This is a genomic window from Photorhabdus heterorhabditis (assembly GCF_001280945.1).
Classification (GTDB): Bacteria; Pseudomonadota; Gammaproteobacteria; order Enterobacterales; family Enterobacteriaceae; genus Photorhabdus; species Photorhabdus heterorhabditis.
Genome location: NZ_LJCS01000050.1, coordinates 1 through 18985, shown reverse-complemented (window position 1 = coordinate 18985; position 18985 = coordinate 1). Strand labels below are relative to the sequence as shown.

17 protein-coding genes are annotated in these 18985 nt (G+C 41.5%); 13 read left to right on the top strand and 4 right to left on the bottom strand.

Annotated elements, in window-relative coordinates; translation table 11 throughout:
• The first annotated feature begins 61 nt into the window (after positions 1-61).
• From accD to AM629_RS15545, 6 genes are all read left to right on the top strand, one after another.
• Positions 62-1006, top strand: coding sequence for an acetyl-CoA carboxylase, carboxyltransferase subunit beta (gene accD, locus AM629_RS15570; protein ID WP_054480183.1), 945 nt, complete (start codon positions 62-64; stop codon positions 1004-1006).
• Positions 999-2297 carry a bifunctional tetrahydrofolate synthase/dihydrofolate synthase gene (gene folC / locus AM629_RS15565; protein ID WP_054480182.1) on the top strand — a complete coding sequence of 433 codons (1299 nt, stop codon included), beginning with the start codon at positions 999-1001 and terminating at the stop codon, positions 2295-2297. Before accD ends, folC begins: the two co-directional genes overlap by 8 nt.
• A complete protein-coding gene (gene dedD, locus AM629_RS15560; RefSeq protein WP_054480181.1) occupies positions 2287-2976 on the top strand; it encodes a cell division protein DedD in 690 nt (229 codons plus the stop codon). The genes folC and dedD overlap by 11 nt, the downstream gene beginning before the upstream one ends.
• 202 nt (positions 2977-3178) lie before the next feature.
• Positions 3179-3685, top strand: a complete 507-nt coding sequence (gene cvpA / locus AM629_RS15555) for a colicin V production protein (RefSeq protein ID WP_054480180.1) — start codon at positions 3179-3181, stop codon at positions 3683-3685.
• Positions 3686-3699: 14 nt separating this feature from the next.
• Entirely contained in the window at positions 3700-5217 is a 1518-nt protein-coding gene (purF, locus tag AM629_RS15550; protein WP_054480179.1) for an amidophosphoribosyltransferase, read from the top strand.
• Positions 5218-5263: 46 nt separating this feature from the next.
• Positions 5264-5848: a UbiX family flavin prenyltransferase gene (locus AM629_RS15545; RefSeq protein ID WP_054480178.1), complete on the top strand. Its 585-nt coding sequence runs from the start codon at positions 5264-5266 to the stop codon at positions 5846-5848.
• Here the strand turns inward: AM629_RS15545 and AM629_RS15540 are convergent.
• On the bottom strand, positions 5829-6743 hold the full coding sequence (locus AM629_RS15540) for a TIGR01777 family oxidoreductase (RefSeq protein ID WP_054480177.1): 915 nt from the start codon (positions 6741-6743) through the stop codon (positions 5829-5831). The two genes, AM629_RS15545 and AM629_RS15540, sit on opposite strands and share 20 nt — an antisense overlap.
• A 127-nt stretch (positions 6744-6870) precedes the next feature.
• Entirely contained in the window at positions 6871-7491 is a 621-nt protein-coding gene (locus AM629_RS15535; protein ID WP_054480200.1) for a glutathione binding-like protein, read from the bottom strand.
• A 664-nt stretch (positions 7492-8155) separates the two neighbouring features.
• Between AM629_RS15535 and AM629_RS15530 the strand changes: the two genes are divergently transcribed.
• The 4 genes from AM629_RS15530 (at position 8156) to AM629_RS15515 (ending at position 12229) form a co-directional block, all read left to right on the top strand.
• On the top strand, positions 8156-10042 hold the full coding sequence (locus tag AM629_RS15530) for a lipase family protein (RefSeq protein WP_054480176.1): 1887 nt from the start codon (positions 8156-8158) through the stop codon (positions 10040-10042).
• Between the two features lie 397 nt (positions 10043-10439).
• Entirely contained in the window at positions 10440-10985 is a 546-nt protein-coding gene (gene yfcD, locus AM629_RS15525) for an NUDIX hydrolase YfcD (RefSeq protein WP_054480175.1), read from the top strand.
• Positions 10986-11328: 343 nt separating this feature from the next.
• Positions 11329-12018, top strand: coding sequence for a hypothetical protein (locus AM629_RS15520; RefSeq protein ID WP_054480174.1), 690 nt, complete (start codon positions 11329-11331; stop codon positions 12016-12018).
• Positions 12011-12229, top strand: a complete 219-nt coding sequence (locus AM629_RS15515; RefSeq protein WP_054480173.1) for an RES family NAD+ phosphorylase — start codon at positions 12011-12013, stop codon at positions 12227-12229. The genes AM629_RS15520 and AM629_RS15515 overlap by 8 nt, the downstream gene beginning before the upstream one ends.
• A gap of 261 nt (positions 12230-12490) precedes the next feature.
• Here AM629_RS15515 and lsrG read toward each other — a convergent pair whose 3' ends face one another.
• Positions 12491-12784, bottom strand: coding sequence for a (4S)-4-hydroxy-5-phosphonooxypentane-2,3-dione isomerase (gene lsrG / locus AM629_RS15510; RefSeq protein ID WP_054480172.1), 294 nt, complete (start codon positions 12782-12784; stop codon positions 12491-12493).
• Between the two features lie 11 nt (positions 12785-12795).
• Positions 12796-13671, bottom strand: coding sequence for a 3-hydroxy-5-phosphonooxypentane-2,4-dione thiolase (gene lsrF, locus AM629_RS15505; RefSeq protein ID WP_054480171.1), 876 nt, complete (start codon positions 13669-13671; stop codon positions 12796-12798).
• A 327-nt stretch (positions 13672-13998) separates the two neighbouring features.
• Between lsrF and lsrR the strand changes: the two genes are divergently transcribed.
• The 3 genes from lsrR to AM629_RS15490 form a co-directional block, all read left to right on the top strand.
• Entirely contained in the window at positions 13999-15000 is a 1002-nt protein-coding gene (lsrR, locus tag AM629_RS15500; protein WP_149617512.1) for a transcriptional regulator LsrR, read from the top strand.
• Positions 15001-15091: 91 nt separating this feature from the next.
• A complete protein-coding gene (lsrK, locus tag AM629_RS15495; protein WP_054480170.1) occupies positions 15092-16684 on the top strand; it encodes an autoinducer-2 kinase in 1593 nt (530 codons plus the stop codon).
• 1344 nt (positions 16685-18028) lie between these two features.
• Positions 18029-18985, top strand: a 957-nt coding sequence (locus tag AM629_RS15490) for a hypothetical protein (protein ID WP_200905771.1), incomplete at its 3' end; no start/stop codon positions are given.

The following is an 18985-nucleotide window of genomic DNA, read 5'->3' as shown; positions in this document are numbered from 1 at the left end:
TGGTTTAATGGCACACAATAACAAAACTGGCATAAGCCAGATTCAGACGGAAAGATCATTAATGAGCTGGATTGAAAAAATTCTTAATAAAAGCAACATTACCCAAACCCGTAAGGCAAATATTCCTGAAGGGGTTTGGACTAAATGTGATAGTTGCAGTCAGGTGCTCTACCGTGCTGAGTTAGAGCGCAATCTTGAGGTTTGTCCTAAATGTGATCATCACATGCGTATTTCAGCACGTACCCGGTTGGAGACTTTTCTTGATGAAGGAACAACAACTGAATTAGGTGGCGAATTAGAACCGAAAGACATTTTAAAATTCCGTGATTCTAAGAAGTATAAAGACCGCATATCAGCAGCACAGAAACAAACGCAAGAGAAAGATGCTCTGGTCGTGATGAAAGGTACCTTGGATGGTATGCCAGTTGTTGCAGCTGCCTTTGAATTTGCATTTATGGGCGGTTCAATGGCTTCTGTTGTTGGTGCCCGTTTTGTCCGCGCAGTAGAACAGGCGTTGGAAGATGATTGTCCTCTGGTTTGTTTCTCTTCCAGTGGCGGCGCTCGTATGCAAGAAGCGTTGATGTCACTGATGCAGATGGCAAAAACCAGTGCTGCTCTGGCAAAATTGCAGGAACGTGGTTTGCCTTACATTTCTGTGATGACCGATCCGACAATGGGAGGGGTTTCAGCGAGTTTGGCAATGTTGGGGGATATTAATATTGCTGAACCAAAAGCATTAATTGGTTTTGCGGGGCCTCGTGTTATTGAGCAGACAGTACGTGAGAAATTGCCGCCAGGTTTCCAGCGCAGCGAGTTTTTGTTGGAAAAAGGCGCAATTGACATGATTGTTCGTCGTCCTGAAATGCGTAATACTCTTGCCAGTTTGCTTTCTAAACTGACTCATCAGCCGCAACCAGGCGCTCAGCCGATTGTTGCTGAATTTGTGGCAGAACCCGCTGATGTTGATGCGGATATTCAAATAAGTACTAATAAAGAAGATGTCTGACACTTTGCAAATTCCTCAAGCCACGTCGTCATTGACGACGTGGCTTTCCTATCTTGGAAGCCTGCATACTAAAGCCATTGATATGGGGCTTGAGCGTGTGGGGAAACTTGCCCGAATCCTGGAACTGGTGAATCCTGCACCTAAGATAATCACAGTATCTGGCACTAACGGTAAAGGTACCACTTGTTGCACTATCGAATCTGTTCTGCTAGCGGCTGGATTGCGAGTGGGTGTTTACAGTTCTCCTCATCTTGTATGTTATACCGAAAGGGTACGTATTCAGGGTAAGGAGTTGCCTGAACAGGCATTTTGCCGTGTATTTGCAGATATCGAATCCCGCCGTGGGGAGATTTCACTGACTTATTTTGAATATGGCACATTAGCAGCCTTGCAATTGTTTAAAGAAGCTTGTCTGGATGTTGTCATTTTAGAGGTGGGTTTAGGTGGCCGCTTAGATGCGACAAATATTGTGGATGCTGATATTGCAGCTATTACCAGCATTGCTCTCGATCATACTGATTGGTTAGGAGCAGACCGTGAGCATATTGGCTATGAGAAAGCGGGTATTTTCCGTAAAGATCATTTTGCCGTGGTTGGTGAACCGGATATGCCATCTTCTATTGCGGAAGTCGCTGGTGAATTAGGCGCTAAGCTATTCTGTTGTGGTACTGACTGGCGATTTTCCAAACAGGAGAAAAGTTGGTGCTGGCAATCTGATGATATGCTACTGAGTAATCTGCCTTTACCGAATGTGCCTTTGATGAATGCAGCAACTGCGCTGGGAGTGATTTGTTGTCTATTGCGACAGGATGATAAAGTCAGTCAGGCTATTAATGAGCGGGCAATTCATCAAGGGCTGCAAAATGCACAGTTGCCAGGGCGTTTCCAAATAGTTCGCGAACATCCATTGTTAATTTTGGATGTGGCACATAACCCACATGCTGCGGCTTATTTGGTACAGAAACTGGCTCTTTTGCCCCGTCAACCAGATAGTAAAATTCTTGGTGTAGTGGGTATGCTTGGTGATAAAGATATCGCCGGCACACTGGCTTGCCTATCACAGCAAATTGATGAGTGGTATTGCGCTCCTTTGACTGAATTGCGTGGTGCGGATGCACAGACACTGGCTCTGCATCTTAAACAACCGCAGGTATTCACTGATGTGGAAAGTGCTTGGTATCAGGCAATGGCAGATGCTGATGAACAGGATATCGTTGTAGTTTGTGGTTCATTCCACACGGTCGCGCATGTCATGGAGGCTCTGGATAGGGAGAAGGGAAGTGGCAAGTAAATTTCAGAATCGTTTGGTCGGTACAATTGTATTGGTAGCACTAGGGGTCATAGTGCTACCTGTGTTGTTGGACGGTAATAAGAAATACAACGAAGATAAGTTTGCATCAATTCCCTTGGTTCCTAAGCCTGGGGATGAGCAGGAGATTGAATCTATTTCTCCCCTTAATTCAACAATATTATCAGTCCCTCTGGAGGATGAGACAGAGGTATTGCTGCCAGAAACGTTAGAACAACCGGAAATACCGCTGGTAACGGTTCCGCCACAGCCAGCGCCGATAACCCCTCCGGCTGTTCAGCCAGAAGTGAAACCTAAACTACAGAGTAAGCCTGAGCAAAAAACAGATCCTAAACCGCTAGTGTCACCGGAGCCTAAAGCCAAATTAGAGGTTAAACCAGAGTCAAAAATTGAAACGAAGCCAGTTGAAAAAGCACCGCAGGGACAAGCTTATATCGTACAACTTGGTGCTTTGAAAAATGCAGGAAAGGTAGATGAAATAGTCGCTAGACTGCGTCTGTCTGGCTATCAAGTCTATACTGTTCCTTCGTCTCCAGTTCAGGGGCAGTTGACCAGAATATATGTTGGTCCAAATGTTTCCAGGCAACAACTCGAATCGGCGTTATCAGACTTGAAAAGTCTGACCGGGTTACAAGGGCAGGTAAGAGGTTATAAGCCGTAATAAGGCTGTCATTGCTTATGTGATGAGTGGGTAACCATCATGAAATCAAGCAGTAAATATTAGGTGACTGCGGCGATGATGATTTCTCCATATCGCCGCTAATTATTTTCAGTGGAACAGGAAATCTGCTACGCAAACGTTTTCGTTTTCTGTTAGAATGCGCCCGAAACGGATGCCGGGGTGCCTATTTGGGATTTAAAACATGGTCTGGATTGATTACGTTATTATTGCCATTATTGGCTTCTCGGCATTGGTTAGCCTGATTCGTGGGTTTATTCGAGAAGCTTTGTCACTGGTCACTTGGGGATGTGCTTTCTTTGTAGCAAGTCACTTCTACATTTACTTAGCGGCTTATTTTACCCGTTTTGAAGATGAGTTGGTGCGTAACGGAATTGCTATTGCGGTTTTGTTTGTTGCTACTTTGATTGTCGGTTCTGTGGTGAACTATGTGATAGGTTCTCTTGTGCAACGGACTGGATTGTCAGGTACTGATCGGGTGCTGGGGATCTGCTTTGGGGCGTTGCGTGGTGTGCTGATTGTCGCGGCTATTCTATTTTTTCTGGATACATTCACACCATTTGCTCAAAGTGAGGATTGGAAACAATCACAATTGATCCCACAGTTCAGTCATATTATCAGGTGGTTCTTTGACTACCTGCAAAATGCGTCAAGTTTCCTGCCGGAGAAATATACCTCTCCGCTTGGCTGATGAGGAAAAACTACATGTGCGGTATTGTTGGTATCGTTGGTTTTACACCGGTTAACCAGTCGATTTATGATGCGCTGACGGTGCTTCAGCACCGTGGGCAAGATGCTGCTGGCATTGCAACTATTGATGGTAACAATGGGTTCCGTTTACGCAAAGCTAATGGTTTAGTGAGAGATGTGTTTGAAGCTCGGCATATGCTGCGTTTACAGGGAACAATTGGGATTGGTCATGTACGCTATCCGACAGCTGGCAGCTCTAGTGCATCGGAAGCTCAGCCATTTTATGTCAATTCTCCATTTGGTATCACATTGACACACAATGGTAATTTGACTAATGCTCATGAGTTAAAGAAAAAACTGTTTGAAAATGCCCGTCGCCATGTGAATACCACGTCAGACTCTGAAATTTTGCTCAATGTTTTTGCTAATGAATTGGGGCATTTTCAGCATTACCCATTGGAGCCTGATAATATTTTCGCTGCGGTAGCGGCATTGCATAAGCAAGTGAGTGGCGCTTATGCCTGTATTGCGATGATTATTGGACATGGATTGGTTGCTTTCCGCGATCCGCATGGTATTCGTCCATTGGTTTTAGGCAAGCGTACTTTGGATGATGGCCGCAATGAATATATGATTGCTTCTGAAAGTGTTGCATTGGATACGCTAGGTTTTGAATTCTTGCGGGATGTTGCATCAGGTGAAGCGGTTTATATTACAGAGAAAGGTCAGTTATTTACCCGTCAATGTGCTGAAAACCCTTCTTTAACTCCATGTTTGTTTGAATTTGTCTATTTAGCTCGGCCAGACTCTTTTATTGATAAGATTTCGGTTTATAATGCCCGTGTGCGCATGGGACAGAAGCTGGGGGCAAAAATTGCCCGTGAATGGGAAGATTTGCATATTGATGTGGTTGTCCCAATTCCTGAAACTTCTTGTGATATCGCTCTGGAAATTGCCCGTATACTGGGTAAACCCTATCGCCAGGGATTTGTGAAAAACCGTTATGTTGGTCGTACATTTATCATGCCTGGGCAACAGGAGCGTCGGAAGTCAGTCCGTCGTAAACTGAATGCCAATCGTGCAGAATTCCGTGATAAAAATGTCTTATTGGTGGATGATTCTATCGTTCGTGGTACAACGTCGGAACAGATTGTTGAAATGGCTCGTGAAGCAGGAGCGAAGAAGGTTTATCTTGCTTCGGCAGCGCCGGAAGTGCGTTTTCCAAATGTTTATGGCATTGATATGCCGAGTGCAAATGAACTGATCGCTCATGGGCGTGAGGTTGATGAAATTCGTCAGTTTATTGGTGCTGATGCGTTGATATTCCAGGATTTAACTGATTTGGTTGCGGCTGTTCGTGAAGAAAATCCGGATATTGAAGAGTTTGAATGTTCAGTTTTCAATGGTATTTATGTCACCAAAGATATTGACCAGACTTACCTTTATTATCTGGAAAATCTGCGTAAAGACGATGAAAAGGAACTGAATAATCAGAATGAAATTGAAAACCTGGATATCTATAATGAAGGTTGATTACCTTTGGATTTAAATAGCAGCCCGGTGTCAGCATGAGGAAAAAATGAAAAGATTGATAGTGGGGCTTACGGGAGCAAGTGGAGCTATTTATGGCGTCAGGCTACTGCAAGTTTTACAACCAGTTGAAAATGTAGAAACACATCTGGTCATTAGTCAGTCCGCTCGTCAAACGCTGGCGCTTGAAACAAATTATGGTTTACGGGATGTTCAGGCGCTGGCTGATGTTGTGTATGACAATAGAGACATAGCCGCTGCTATTTCTTCAGGTTCGTTCAAAACGTTGGGCATGGTCATTTTACCATGCTCAATGAAAACTCTTTCAGGCATTGTCCACAGTTATACTGATGGATTAGTGACCAGAGCAGCAGATGTTGTATTGAAAGAAGGTCGTAAGTTGGTGCTCGGTGTGAGAGAAACGCCATTGCATTTAGGGCATCTCCGGCTGATGACTCAGGCCGCAGAAATTGGCGCTGTAATTATGCCGCCAGTTCCTGCGTTTTATCATCAGCCTAAACAAATTCAGGATATTATTGATCAGACGGTTAATCGAGTACTCGATCAGTTTGATATTGAGTTACCTCATGATCTATTCACCCGTTGGCAGGGGGCTAAAGGTGTTGAGATTTAATATTAAGTAGATTTTCAAAAGCTTCTTTTAGCTGAAAATAGCGGAAGCCAAATCCCGCCTGCTCTAATTTATGTGGTATTGCCTGTTGTCCGCTCAGTGTTAATACCGCAGCCTCTCCCATCAGTAATTTCAGCACGAAAGCAGGTATCCGGATAATTGCAGGGCGTTTCAGCACTTCCGCCAGTGTTGCGGCAAACTGATCATTATGTACTGGGTAAGGGGCAGTCATATTAAAAGGGCCGCTTAATTCGGGAGTCATCAGCAGGTAATAGATGCCATTCACCATATCATCAATATGAATCCAAGGGAGATACTGTTTTCCGCTACCCATAGGGCCGCCAAGCCCAAGACGAAAAAGGGGTAACATTTTTTTCAGTACTCCACCATTTTTTGCCAGTACAACGCCAGTACGCAAAAGACAAACACGGGTTTTATCACTAGCAGCCTGTAATGCAAGTTGTTCCCAGCGTTTACAGAGTTGATGAGTAAATTCATCATTGGGTGGATCATTTTCTGTAACAACGGCTTGATTTTGATCTCCGTAATAGCCTACGGCAGAGCCGGAAATAAATACCTCTGGTGGTGTTTGACTGGCATTAATTAGCTGGCTGATATGTTCTGTTAATTCCCAGCGACTTTGGCACAGTTTCTCTTTTTGAGTTGGAGTCCAGGGCTTGTTTGCTATGGGTTCACCAGCAAGATTAATAACAGCATCAAAATCGTTGAGATCTGTTTTATCTTTCAGACTGGTCCAACATTCAGCCTGTTTACAGAACAGAGAATAAACTTTCTGAGGTGAACGGCTCAGAATGGTAATGGAATGAGATAGGGAAAGAAGCTGGTAAACCAAGCGGCTACCAATTAGCCCTGTTCCTCCGGTGATTAAAATACGCATAGCCACTCCTGTAACCTAAAGTTGATATAAAAAACTATAGCAGGGATGTAAGGGCTGATGGTTAAAGATACGGCTATCTGTTAACGTGATCAAGTTTTGCGGGGAAATAATTACCCCGCAAACAGAATTAGGCTTTGTTGTATGCTGTCTGAGTGGCGGGACGTTGACTGATAATATCAAACCATTTTTTGACTGCTGGATAATCATCCAGATCAATATTTTGATATTCATGGGAACGCGCCCACGGATAAGTTGCGATATCAGCAATGCTGTATTCCTGACCACCCAGATAGGGGTTTTTTTCCAATTGGGCATTCAGAACCTTATACAGGCGTTTTGTTTCTTCCTGATAACGGTTAATCGCGTAAGGCACTTTTTCAGGTGCGAAACGATTAAAATGGTGATTTTGCCCCAACATTGGGCCGAAACCGCCAACTTGCCAGAACAGCCATTGTAGGCTTTGAATGCGTTCATGCATATCTTTGCTAAGCAATCTCCCCGTTTTTTCAGCAAGATAAATAAGGATGGCGCCGGATTCAAAAATGGTAACAGGCTTGCTGCCATCGGCTGGCTGCTGATCAATAATAGCCGGAATCTTGTTATTAGGAGAAATTGCAAGAAATTCAGGTTTGAATTGATCCCCCGCACTAATATCAATCCGATGGAGATTATAGGGAAGGCCAGCTTCTTCAAGGAAGAGTGTGATTTTGTGACCATTTGGCGTTGGTGCATAGTACAGATCGATCATAGAGCCTCCGATAGAACGTAAAATTGTATTACACATTATCATTAGGTTATGCAGCATGTAATATACCTGTTATCTTTCAAGTTGCCTCTTTGTTGGCTGCATTCACTCACCCCGGTCACAGAGTTCTCTATGACATAGTTATCTATGCTCCCGGGGATTCGCTTCCTCGCCGTCGCGATGCATCTTGAAATCTATTGAGTATAAGTAATTGATGTGATATTTGCATGAATAATATATTTGTATGTTATCATTAACCTCTTTATCGTTCCTTTTGTTGATCTAAAATAGAATCTTTTATTATTTAATCCATCAAAAATAAAATTTAACGGCTTGTTGCGAAAGTTAGATGAATGAATGTTTTTATATGTTATTCAATGTGTTGTTTTATGGTGTTGATAATTTTTTATCCGATTGGTTAATGATGGTTTTTTTATTTTTTCAGATTATAAATTTATGAGGTAAAGTAATTCAATAACTTGGATTATTCCTAATTTTTCATTCTTTTGTTCTTGGATTTTTCATAATTATATTCGTTTTGCATTTGTTGAATTTTATTGCAATTGCATGCTTGAGTGAATTAATTTTATCTTTCACTATTATTAGTGTCAGTTTGATAATAAGCGTTGAATTAATATTTAAAAATAAAAAAAGGAAAACAACAATTATGAGCAAATTATGCCTGCGAGACGCTATTGATAGTGAAGAGATAATAGAACATTGGGTGGAATTCCAATTAGTTGATGAACAAGGTAATCCGTTAGTTAATATGCCTTATCGTCTGATAAGTCAGGGAGTGCCAAGTAATGAACGTAAAGGTGTGACTAATGATCAAGGATTGCTCAGGGAAGAAAATCTGCCACTTTACCCAGTAATATTGTATATCAGTGCTCAGCCATTGGCTGATGAAATGGAACAGAGACCATTACGAGAGAAGCGTGATATCAGAGCATCGGTAGTTAAACCGAAAGCGGAAGTAGAAGGCCACCAATATCGTTATGTGACGATTGGTCAAATAAGTGATGGCTTGCCTGTGATCGATAAATGGAAAGAAAATAAACCGCCGCATTACCATTTCCCTAACCCAGTACCGGAAGGTTTTTGCGTTTATGCGATTAGTTGCCGATATGTTCTGGAAGTGTGCCCGTTTCGGGCTTGGGCGTTATTATTACATCACCAGACAGATTACACTTTGGTGAATGCTTATAATTTAGCGTTAATGGGGGTGCTGGCATATTCTGATGATAATGCTAGTGTAGCAGGTTCTATCACTCATTTTTTTAACCGGCAGATGTTGGATATATCCCAATTGCCCAATAAAGTAGAAAAAATAGCGCGTTCTCCTATTGCTTATGATGTGCCATTTCGTGAACGTTATACTGATGTTGTATTTATTGACTCAAAAGCGAGTGTGAGCTTATTCGGAGATACTGAGTTATTTTATGCAGCTAATCAACAAGATATTATTGTTAGTTGGCGAGGGACAGCCAGTATCAATGATGCTATCACTGATATTATGTACCAGCCCGTGCCATTGGGGTGTGGTGAAGGTGGTGTATGCAGTGGTTTTATCGAGAATGGCAAAGTTCATAGGGGTTTTTGGGAGGCATTTAGTCTTATTAGCAAGTTAAAATCTGCTGATTCTGATAATAAAAGTGTATTTGATGAAATCAGTGACTTGTCTAAAAACCGAAATTTATTTATTTGTGGGCATAGCTTGGGAGGTGCATTGGGATTATTGCATAGCGCACAACTGAAAAAATATCATCCTTGTTTGTATAGTTATGGAATGCCGCGAACATTAACCCGTAGTGCGGTAGAGGAACTGGAAGGTATCACGCATTACCGTCATGTGAATGAAAATGACCTGGTTCCATCCGCGCCTCCGGAAAAAGACCTTGATAACTGGCTTTATAACTATTGGGGGCCGCTGGGCTATCTATTTAGTACTATTGAATTATTGGGCTTGACAAAAGGTAATGAAGTTTTCTTGCATCATGGAAAAATAGTTCACTTTTATAAAGCCAATCTGATTATTGAACGGGTGGAAGAGAGAGATTCAAGTCACTATATACGGCTCAAAGCCACATTACCGGTTGAAGTAAAATTGTATTTAATTCCGGCGCTGAACCATGAAACAGAAAGTGATATGAAGGCAGCATTAGAGATTCAGAAAGAATTTTTTAAACATATCAGTGATACTGATAGGAATAAATGGTTTCCACGTAATGAAAACCCGACTTTAAAAGATGCCTTGAGTGTGCCTGATCACCGTATGCTTAAATATATTCATTACATTGGCGACCGAATTGCAGAGTTGGCTGAACCGAAGAAATATCATTTTTACCGGGATAAAATGCGGTTATTTGAAAGAACAATGAAAGAGCGGGATGATATTGTTCCTGATATTCGGCAACGTAATATGTTGTTCTTACATATGGATGATAAATTAAATCAGGCTCTTATTAATACTAAAAAAAATAAATGGGGGAGTTTGGCTTTAAAACGTTATACGGATAATTTTGTACTAATTGGTGAAGATTGGATGTCGTAAATAATAAGAAAACAATGTAGTGTAAATATGAGATCTTATAAAATGCAAGAGTAAAATAGCTCCGTAAGAATATTTCAGTTACTGGATGAAACCAATATGTTGAAGGTGACTATACCCAATAGACTTCAAGATGGATCGCGACGGTAAGGGAGCGAATCCCCGGGAGCATAGATAACATAGATAACTATGTGACCGGGGTGAGTGCAGCCAACAAAGAGGCAATTTGAAAGATAACGGGTATAGTTCCTCAGATGTTCTATTTCAGGTTAAGTTAAAAGGTTGCATGAATCGTCCGAAACGAATACCGTCTTGTAGTCCTATCAATTTGGTTATTTTGGGTAGATTAATCATTCTATAGATTTGCGATTTCTTGCTAATAAAAAAAGGTTTTTTGCAGATGGAACAAGAGAATACAGTGGGTATTGAGTGGATCGATATCGTTAATGGAAATAATGAAGTCATTGCCCAGGCTACACGTCAACAGATGCGAGCCCAACGTTTACGGCACCGTGCCACTTATATCGTCGTTCATAATGGCATGGGGAAAATTTTGGTTCAGCATCGTACAGAAACTAAAGATTTTTACCCGGGAAAACTGGATGCGACCGCAGGTGGTGTTGTGCTGATGGGGGAAAATATGTTGGATTCAGCCCGGCGAGAGGCAGAAGAAGAGCTGGGGATTGCAGGCGTTCCTTTTGCCGAGCATGGTAGTTTTTATTATGAAGAAGAGAATTGCCGTGTTTATGGCGCATTATTCAGTTGTATCAGCCATGGCCCGTTTGCTTTACAGGCAGCAGAAATTGATGATGTATGTTGGTTGACACCGGAGGAGATCACGATTCGTTGTGATGAATTTACATCTGATTCGTTAAAAGCACTTTCTCTGTGGCTAACTCGTAATAATGATTTCGATGGAATTACTATTAGTAAAAAAATTGATTGATTTAGTTATCTGTTTTAGTTGAATAACCAAGCTCCCAAACGGTGGAGCTTACTGCTTCTGTTCTTAAATTCCTTTCTTACTCACGGCAGTGAATACTCCTCCTTTTGAATAAGCATTTGTCAGCACATAAGTGTTATAAAGTAACAACAATATTTATTATTGGTGCTATAGTGACTAGTCATTATATATCCTATATATTGAATATATCCATATGCTGTTATGAGAAGATATACTATGGCAACCAGAATATATTCATCTGCTGAGGTGAAGAAATCGGTGGAAATCGAGACATGAACTGATCGATCGTAAGATTGATAAAGATGCTGAATATTTAGTTATCAAATTGGATAGCAACATAGCTGGTAACACTGAATATGGTAAAGCTTTATATGTTGCAGTAAACGCCGCAGTTGCAACGGTGAATTCTATTGCTATTTGTGATGATCATAATTCAACATTATGTTTTGTGAGTTCAAAAACAGATGATATTTCCCCTGTACTTAAGACCAGTAAGAGAGTGAAGCAGAAAAAAGTAGAACCAGAGATTAACCCCAAAAAGGAAGTATCCAATAAGATAACAGAAGATAATTCTGTTAGGCGGCTGTCATCTGAACATAAGCAGGATCGTGATGCTCGCTTCTTAGCACGTCGAAAAGCGTTAAAGGAATTGATTCTGTCAGATTCAACCTGGTTAACCTCAACGGCTATTTCAGATGGGTATGGATTTAAATCTAGTAATAAGAGTGCGGGGCCAAACAGATGGAAAAACAGTAATAAGATTTTTGCGATTACGGTTGATGGTAAAGATTATTTTCCTCAATATGCCTTGAATGAAGATTTTAAGCCCCTTGATATTGTTAAGAAAATAATCACATTATTTGGTGATAAAAAGACCTCTTGGGGATTGGCTGTTTGGTTTGGTTCAAATAATAGTTGGTTAGGTAATAAAAAACCCAAAGAAGTCCTGAAAACAATGCCAGAGCAAGTACTTATTGCAGCTAAAGGTGAATTGGAAAAGGGTGTTCATGGTTAAGAGGAAAGATCAGGAATTACAAAAAACTCCAGAACTTCCAGAAAGATTGAATATAAGTAATTATTGTGTCTGGAAAGCAGGAAAGCGTATTTATCGTCTTCATCATGAGGCATTTTCTGCTACTCAGTTTAATCCCGGTTATGGCTCGGGCCGGTTTAGTCCGATAAAAGCAACGGGGGCATTGTATGGTGCCGATAAATATAGGCAGTGATGATCTTGATGATTAGTTATTTCGTTGTATTGGTATTAATTGTCAGATTTAATCTACCTTTTCGTATTGAATAAAATGACCTGATGTATAGGCGGTTTAATTTGGTAATAAAACTTCAGGGTATTCTGCTTGTTATTCTTAGTTGTGGGAAATTAAAATTAGCGTGAGAGTAGAATTCCCGGGCAAGATGTTCTGTCCCGGGCAATTTAATTATTTAAACAATGTTGTATTTTATCGTTATATTGAGGCGCCTTATTGATGTTATTCCGGCATTACACCAATAAATGTCGTTTTCTTCCTTGGTTCAGACATCAGAGAATCAAGCTCTTCAACACATTTCAGATAATGAGATGTTTTCTTGTGTTCATTAGCCGCTTTTTCATCAACATAGGCTTCATAAATATAGAAACGGGTTGGAATATTTTCATCCCGTAGTACATCAAAACGAAGATTGCCTTCTTCCTCAATTGAACCCAGATGATTTAAGCGGAAAATTTCAAGAAATTTATCTAATTTGTCTTGTTTAATATTAATTTCAACTAAAGTTACGTGCATCTTAATCCCCCTTATTCTTTTTCACTTAAAAACAACTCATAAGCTTTGCTGGCACTTTCATTCTGATGTACTACGGCTTGAACGGCTTTTAACATGGCAACCGGTGCTTCGGATTGGAAAATGTTACGACCCATATCAACACCGGCGGCGCCTTGATCAATTGCCTGATAACACATCTCCAGCGCCTCTTTTTCTGGGAGTTTTTTACCACCAGCAATCACAATAGGAACTGGGCATCCGCTAGCAATACGTTCAAAGCCAGTATCGACATAGTAAGTTTTGATAATTTGCGCGCCCATTTCGGCAGCAATACGAGTCGCCAGAGAAAAATAACGTTGATCCCGAACCATATCTTTACCAACACCGGTTACCGCCATAGTTGGCATACCGTAACGCATTCCTTGATCGACTAACTTAATAATATTCTTGATTGATTGATGTTCATGCTCAGAGCCGATATATACCTGAGCCGCTACCGCACAAACATTCAGACGCAAGGCATCTTCCATCGTAACCGCGACCGCTTCATTGGACAGTTCCGTCAGGATAGAATTGGCACCAGAAGCGCGCAAGACTACAGGTTTATTAGTTGCCGGTGGAACCTGACTACGCAGAATACCGCGCGTACACATTAATACATCGGTATGAGGAAATAGGGGGGCAATATTAATATCAATGCGTTCAAGACCAGTTGTTGGTCCTTGGAAATAACCGTGGTCGAAAGCCAACATAACAGTTCGGTTGGTTTTGGGATTGAAAATCCGTGATAGTCGTGATTGCATTCCCCAATCAAGTGCGCCACAGCCTTTCAGTTCAAACAGACTATTCTTCTGTGGAACATCAACACCAAAATCTTTACCGTCTTTAATATCGTCTAAATCTGCCATTTTTCTTCTCCTAACTAGCTTACACTGGGCCAGCAACCACGAATGGCGGAGATTGCCGGACAATAGAATTAGAAATCGTATTGATTGATGTTGCTTTGATGAAAATTACCCGTTCAGGCAAAATAACAATTTTGAATGAACATATTTTTTTATAAAAAACAATTGTTCAATATGGTAGCTGTTGTATTCCGAATTTAGCACTATTTAGATCACAATTTATGAAAAAATTTGATCTGCGTTGTATTATGTTCAAATTGTACGGTAAGACTCTGGCGTGTAATGCGTTTTAATGCTTATCTGTGGAGTGCGGATAAAAAGAAAGTGGTTATGTCGATAAAATTAGCAAAAGAAAAATCAGCCAAAGAGAAACAGATGCTGTCTGAGGACACCTATCCGGGTAATAGCATGAGTGAAGAAGAGCTACTTGCGCGTATTGCATGGTTTTACTATCACGATGGCCTGACACAGGGGGATATCGGTGATCTGCTTGGTCTGAGTCGGTTAAAAGTTTCCAGATTACTGGAAAAGGGGCGGCAGTCAGGTGTTATTCGAGTACAGATTAACTCTCGCTATGAGGGTTGTCTGGCGCTGGAAGATACTTTGCAAAAACATTTTTCTCTGAAACAAGTGCGTGTTTTACCCGCACTGGCTGATATGAATCTTAGTGCCAGATTGGGAATTGGTGCCGCACATCTACTGATGGCGCTGATTGAACCACAGCAATTACTGGCGGTGGGATTTGGTGAAACTACCATGTGCACGTTACAACATTTAAGTGGTTTTATCTCATCACAGCAAATTAGGCTGGTAACGCTGTCCGGTGGTGTCGGTCCTTATATGACTGGAATTGGCCAACTGGATGCAGCCTGTCCAATAAGTATTATTCCCGCACCATTACGTGCTTCGACCGCCCAAGTCGCTGAAACATTCCGTCAGGAGAGTAGTGTCCGTGATGTTTTGTTGGCAGCGGGTGCGGCTGATATTGCTATCGTTGGTATCGGTGCCATTAATCAGAAACAGCAAGCGACAATTATGCGTTCTGGCTATATCAGCGGTGGTGAACAACTGATGTTTGCCCGAAAAGGGGCTGTCGGCGATATCCTCGGCTATTTTATGCAAGCAGATGGTGAGTTGGTGGAAGATATGCAGATTCATCATGAGCTTATAGGTACCTCCATGCCGGAACTGAAAACGATTCCAACAGTTATTGGTGTTGCGGGAGGTGAGGATAAAGCGGAAGCCATTATTGCAGCACTTAACGGTCAATATATCAATGCATTGGTGACTGAAGAGCAGACCGCTAGGGCGATGCTGAATTTATTACAATGACACTGACCATGTACTCAATCTATCCGTGAATAAGTCAAAAATTTAAGGTAAGGCTAGAGGTTCAGAAAATAATTAAACTGAGGATAGCATCATGAATCAACGCCGTAGTGCTAATCCATCAGGAAAATATCTGATGGCGCTTGATGCAGGGACAGGGAGTGTTCGTGCAGTAATATTTGATCTTGAAGGGAATCAAATAGCCGCAGGGCAGGCTGAGTGGGTACATCAGCCTGTACCTGATGTACCCGGCTCAATGGAATTTGATTTAGTGATGAACTGGCAGCTGGCTTGTCAGTGTATCCGCCAGGCGCTGAAAAAAGCAGAATTACCTGCCAGCGCTATTCAAGGTGTTGCGTCCTGTTCTATGCGGGAAGGTATTGTTCTTTATAACCGTAGTGGTGAACCGATTTGGGCCTGTGCCAATGTGGATGCACGCTCCAGCCATGAAGTGGGTGAATTGAAAGCGTTATATAACAATACCTTTGAATATGATGTTTATCAGTGTTCAGGCCAAACGTTGGCGTTGGGAGCTATGCCTCGTCTTTTATGGCTTGCTCATCATCGTCCAGATATTTATCGTCAAGCCGCAGCTTTAACGATGATCAGCGATTGGCTGGCGAATATGCTCAGTGGTGAATTGGCCGTAGATCCCTCCAATGCGGGTACAACAGGAATGCTAGATCTGGTCAGTCGTGACTGGCGTTCTGACCTTCTTGAGATGGCAGGACTGCGTTCAGATATTCTTTCTCCGGTAAAAGAAACAGGAACTTTGTTAGGTTTTGTCACTGAAAAGGCTGCATCTCAATGCGGACTTAATATTGGAACACCGGTGATCATGGGCGGCGGTGATGTTCAACTTGGTTGTCTTGGTTTAGGTGTTGTAAAACCCGCCCAGACGGCTGTTCTTGGTGGTACTTTCTGGCAGCAGGTTGTAAACCTACCGGCACCAATAACTGACCCGAATATGAATACACGGATTAACCCTCATGTTATTCCTGGTATGGTTCAGGCAGAATCCATCAGTTTCTTTACGGGTTTAACTATGCGCTGGTTCAGGGATGCATTTTGCGCGGAAGAGAAATTACTGGCGGAGCGTCTTGGTGTTGATGCTTATAGCTTACTGGAAGATATGGCAGCCAGAGTGCCGGCTGGCGCTTACGGCATTATGCCAATTTTCTCTGATGTAATGCGGTTTAAAGCTTGGTACCATGCAGCACCTTCCTTTATTAACCTGTCAATTGATCCTGAAAAATGTAATAAAGCGACATTATTCCGTGCATTGGAAGAAAACGCTGCGATTGTTTCGGCTTGCAATTTGGATCTAATCTCTGCATTTTCAGCAGTGAAACCGGATTCTCTGGTATTTGCTGGTGGTGGCTCGAAAGGAAAATTATGGAGCCAGATTTTATCTGATGTAACCGGGCTTCCGGTGCGGGTTCCGATTGTCAAAGAGTCTACTGCTTTAGGATGTGCAATTGCAGCAGGCGTAGGGGTTGGGTTGTATGATGCAATGAGTGCTACAGGGGAAAAGTTGGTGCGTTGGCAACACGAATATCAACCCAATCCTGAACATTATGAGGTATATCAAAAGGCTAAACAGAACTGGCAGGCGATATATGCCGATCAGTTAACATTGGTTGATCATGGTTTAACAACTTCACTTTGGAAAGCACCGGGATTATAGTTTGTAATTAATTGATCCGCTGGTGTCTGTATTGCCTTTTTCTGGGGGGATGTCAATGAGATATATGATTATTCATATACTGATAATTTAAGATATATTAAGTGCTTTAGTGATGTTGTGATGATCCGGTATATATTTTTTATATCGGATTTTTTGTATTAAAATAAGGAGGGTGATAATCTCCATATGAGTTAATTTCCAAGTCTTTTTGCTGTTGTTATTATTTTTTATTGTGTAATCTAAATGGGGTTTTATTGTTTATTTTATTGATTGCTTTGTTATTCAAATTGTATATTTAACTTTGGAGTTATTGTTGGGGCGGTGATTTTTAATAAATAATTAACGGAAAATATTGGTATAATAATTTTTTTAAATATTGATATGAATCGATTTAACTGTTCTTAATTTTATGACCTTTCTTTGGAATATGTTTTGTGTATTCTAAATGATTTGTAATATCCATTGGGTGTAATTACTGGCTATTCTTGTGAATAAATAGTCAGCATGACGCGTGTGTAGGAATATAGCCCTATGGAATAGAGGTGGTAAAAATGAAAAAGCGGCGGAGAATAGTCTAAATATATATGTTTGGCGGTATGTGAAAACTGAATAATATTAAAAATTTTCCCAGCTTGCGCCATGCGCTGGCCAGCGTCTCGGGGTATCCGAGAAATCGCATTCAAGAACGATTTTAATATTTATACCCTTCATCTTTCAAGTTGCCTCTTTGTTGGCTGCGTTCACTTACCCCAGTCACATCGTTATCTATGCTCCTGGGGATGCGTTCACTTGCCGCCGTGCTGCAATTTGAAATCTATTGGGTATAGGTGGTTTATATTCTGGTCACATTGTTTTATTATTATGAAATAATATGTTTGAAGTTAATTGTGATTTATAATGTTTCTTCATGTTATTGAATGTAATAATATTGCTATTAGTTGTATGGTTTAATTATTATAAAATAATGTCGAATGTGATTATTATTATTCTGAGATTATATTTTCCCTCATAGGTTAATAAATTCATCTAATATCTCCATTCTTAGCTATGGAATTTCAGCTCCAGACGATAAAAACTGCAAGAATTTATCTGAAAAATAGGAACAAAAATGGAATTTATTATTATGCATGATAAAGTGAATTATTTATCCCGTTGTCAGGGAAATTTAGCGTCGAAGAATTGTTAATTGGCAGCGGTTAGCTGGGCTGTGGCATCTAATATCTTGAATTGATGTCAGACGTGTCCGTTTTTATTTTTTGGAATCAAGAAGTAAAAGAAAAGCATTTTTGATGACTGTTAAGAATGACAGTTTTTAAATTTCTAACAGATTCGTTGAGGTCGTAAATGAAAGATAATATGGCTAAAACGGGAAGTGCTCCTAAAGTTGAACACCTCTCGCAGACAGTGGAAAATATAACCAGCACCAATGATATTTCACAACAGGCTGGGAGCGAAAGGAATATCCCCCAGATGCTTACACCTAGTGAATCATTTTGGTGTGAGCGTCTTGCTTCTTTGCAACCCCTCCAGTTACCTTTTGAAATGATGGAGAAACAGGCAGAACCTCGATGGGTAATGAGTCCCTGGCAGTCCCCATTGTCAAAAGACGATGAGGAGAATCCATCAAAGGAACTGTTGCAGGTATTTATTATCTATCTTGCGCGCTTGATTCAGCAGACTAAATTCCAAATCGGCTGGTGTGTGGATGAAGTAAAAGATCTGGCGGCAGATTTGGCACCGGTGGTACCCATGGTCGTTGAGGTGGCATTTGATAAGCCTTGTCGTGTGGTCGCTGATTGGGTTGATAGCGAGCTGGCCCGGCTGTCACAGCATCGTACATTTAGTCGTGATCTCCTCTCCCGCTCTCCTTCACTGCGGGCTATTCCGGCATTAACAACCCATCAACCGTGGCCGATCGCCATCTCGGTGATACAGGATGACAAACCGTGTGCTCAGGAGGTCTCCGGCGAATTGCTGACGTTCCAGATAAATACGCGGGGGGATTTTCGTTGGATCTACGATGAAAATCGCCTGAGCCGGGAAATGATTCAGCGGATGAGCGAACACTTACAGGTGTTGGCATGGTCGAAAAGGTGTGGTGATGAAATTCCCGTCGGGCAGCTTAATTTGTTGTCTGAGGCTGAGCGTACGTTGCTGCTGGAAACCTGGAACGAGACGGATTCATCTTATCCAGACCCGTTATGTATTCATCAGCTGTTTGAGCAACAGGCAGAGCAGGCCCCACAGGCGACAGCGTTAGAATATCAACAACAGATTTTCAGTTATGCGGAACTGAATGCC